Below are 2,578 nucleotides of genomic sequence, written 5' to 3'. Positions count from 1 at the left end.
CGTGGTGCGGTTTTATCCGAAAGGCTGAACGGTTTGGCGGAATAAATATAGTGGATTAAATTTAAATCAGGACAAGGCGACGAAGCCGCAGACAGTACAGATAGTACGGAACCGATTCACTTGGTGCTTCAGCACCTTAGAGAATCGTTCTCTTTGAGCTAAGGCGAGACAACGCCGTACTGGTTTAAAGTTAATCCACTATAAAAGGTCGTCTGAAAACGTCTAACGAATAGCGTTAAAACGTTTTCAGACGACCTTTTTACGCGGCGGCAAGCCTGTTCCCTTTCCATTTCCGTCCAATGCCCGTTCGGACAGATGGCTCAATTCGACTCAGGCGTTCTGCTTCAATCCACGCTAACGCTGACAAAAGAAGGTCGTCTGAAACCTGATTTCCAATTTCAGACGACCTCTTTTCAAACCCGTATCCGTCAATAAAGTTCTAACGGTACGTCCAACAATGCCTGCGCGTTTTCAATCTGCGCGGCGCAGGCGTAAACCTGCGGCAGGACGTGGGCGCAATAGACGCGGGCGTTGTGTTGCTGCGCGGCGTAGAAACTGCTGCCGAAGCTGTCGGCGTCTTCTGTTTGGGCGGATTCGGCGGCAAGGTAGGCGCGGGCGAGTCCGATGGCGCCGAGCGTCAGCCCCATTTGTTGCAGGTAGGCGTTGGACGCGGCGGCGGCGAGGGCGGGTCGGTCGGCGTATCCGACCATGCGGGCGATGCTTTGTTCCGCCGTTTCAATGGCTTGCGCCAGTTGCTGCGCGGCGGCGGGTTCGGCGGCGGCGAGTTTGTCCGCCAGCTCTTTGCCTTCAGCGAGCAGCTTCAAGGGCAGCGCGCCGTTTTTGCCGGTGGTTTTGCGCCCTGCCAAATCGGCGGCCTGTATGCCGTTGGTGCCTTCGTAAATCGGCGTAATCCGCACGTCGCGCAGGTATTGCGCCACGCCGCTTTCTTCGACGTAACCCGCGCCGCCGTAAATCTGGACGGCGAGGTTGGTCAGGACGACGCCGTTGTCGGTCGGCCAAGCTTTGACGATGGGAATCAGGAAATCCAGTTCGCGCTCCGCTTCTTTGCGCAATACGTTGTCGGGGCAGGCGGCGGCAAAATCGGTCAGGGCGGCGGCGCGCAGATACAGGGCGCGTTGGGCGGCGAGCGTTGCCTTTTGTATCAACAACATACGGCGCACGTCGGGATGGCGGATAATCGCCACGTCGTCTGAACCGTCCGCCTCATCGCGTCCCTGCACGCGCTCTTTGGCATAGGCGAGCGCGTTTTGGTAGGCACGTTCGGCGACGGCGTGGCCTTCGATGCCGACGTTCAGCCGCGCGGTTTTCATCATGGTAAACATATACGCCAAACCCTTGCCCGCCCTGCCGACCAGATAGCCTTCGGCGTTGTCGAACTCCATCGTACAGGTCGGGCTGGCGTGTATGCCTAGCTTGTGTTCGATGGCGATGGCGCGCACGCCGTTGCGTCCGCCCAAGCTACCGTCCGCGTTCACCAAATATTTTGGCACGATAAACATCGACACGCCCTGCACGCCCGGCGCGGCATCGGGCAAGCGCGCGAGCACCAGATGGACGATGTTTTCCGTCATTTCCTGATCGCCCCAAGTGATGAAGATTTTCTGACCGCTGAGGGCATACGCGCCGTTTTCTTTCGGCACGGCGCGGGTGGCGATATGGTTCAAATCCGAACCCGCCTGCGGTTCGCTCAAATTCATCGTTCCCGCCCATTCGCCGCTGCACATTTTCGGCAGATAGGTCTGTTTCTGCTCCTCGCTGCCGTGTTTGAACAGCGCGTCCACCGCCCCCAGCGTCAGCATCGGCATCAGCGACAGGGCGAGGTTGGCGGCGCACCACATCTCTTCACACGCCGCCGACACGACCGCCGGCAGCCCCTGCCCGCCAAACTCCGCTGGCGCGCGCAAACCCGCCCAGCCTGCTTCGCAGAAATCATAGTATGCACGCGCCAAATCGGGATGGGTGGTAATCAGGTCGTCTGAAAAACCCGCGCCGTAGAGGTCGCCGGTACGGTTGGTGTCCGCCCATTGCTCCGAGGCAAACCGCGCCGCCTCGTCCAGCACCGCATCCACCGTTTCCGCATCCAAACCTTCCGCATGGGGCAGTTGCAGGATTTCGTCCAACCTGCCGTGCACGCGAATGCCGAAACGCAATTCGTTTACAGGGGCCGTGTAGCTCATGGAATCTCTCCGAAGTGAATGATTTGAAATGGATTTGGGATAAATTGGTATAGTTATACTAATCCTAAACCACAGGTTTGCAAAGCGCAGGTTTTCAGACGACCTCGGGCAAAATACAAACCTATCCTTCTATTTTTAAACAAATTATTTCAAATCGGGCGGCATGGGCAGAGCGCAGCAGGTTTGAGCGCGGTCAAAGTAGGCGGAGGTCGTCTGAAAAAGATTTCGGGCTTTTCAGACGACCTCCATTTACTGACAACAAATTATCGTTTCTTCAAAACAATTGGCGGGACTTCTTCCATTTATCGTAATACATAAAACCCATTTGATCGATTTTCCACTCTCCGCCTTCCAAAACCAGCGTATAGGTTTTCTTTTCC

At 56.6% G+C, this 2,578-nt stretch carries 1 protein-coding gene; it reads right to left on the bottom strand.

Going from position 1 to position 2,578, the window contains the following annotated elements; genetic code table 11:
* Positions 1-428 precede the first annotated feature (428 nt).
* Positions 429-2,198 carry an acyl-CoA dehydrogenase family protein gene (locus HMPREF1051_RS03880; protein ID WP_003764652.1) on the bottom strand — a complete coding sequence of 590 codons (1,770 nt, stop codon included), beginning with the start codon at positions 2,196-2,198 and terminating at the stop codon, positions 429-431.
* Positions 2,199-2,578 lie beyond the last annotated feature (380 nt).

This window comes from Neisseria sicca VK64 (genome assembly GCF_000260655.1).
Classification (GTDB): Bacteria; Pseudomonadota; Gammaproteobacteria; order Burkholderiales; family Neisseriaceae; genus Neisseria; species Neisseria sicca_B.
Note: the sequence above shows the minus strand (reverse complement) of the source record. Positions and strands in the feature narration are given on the sequence as shown.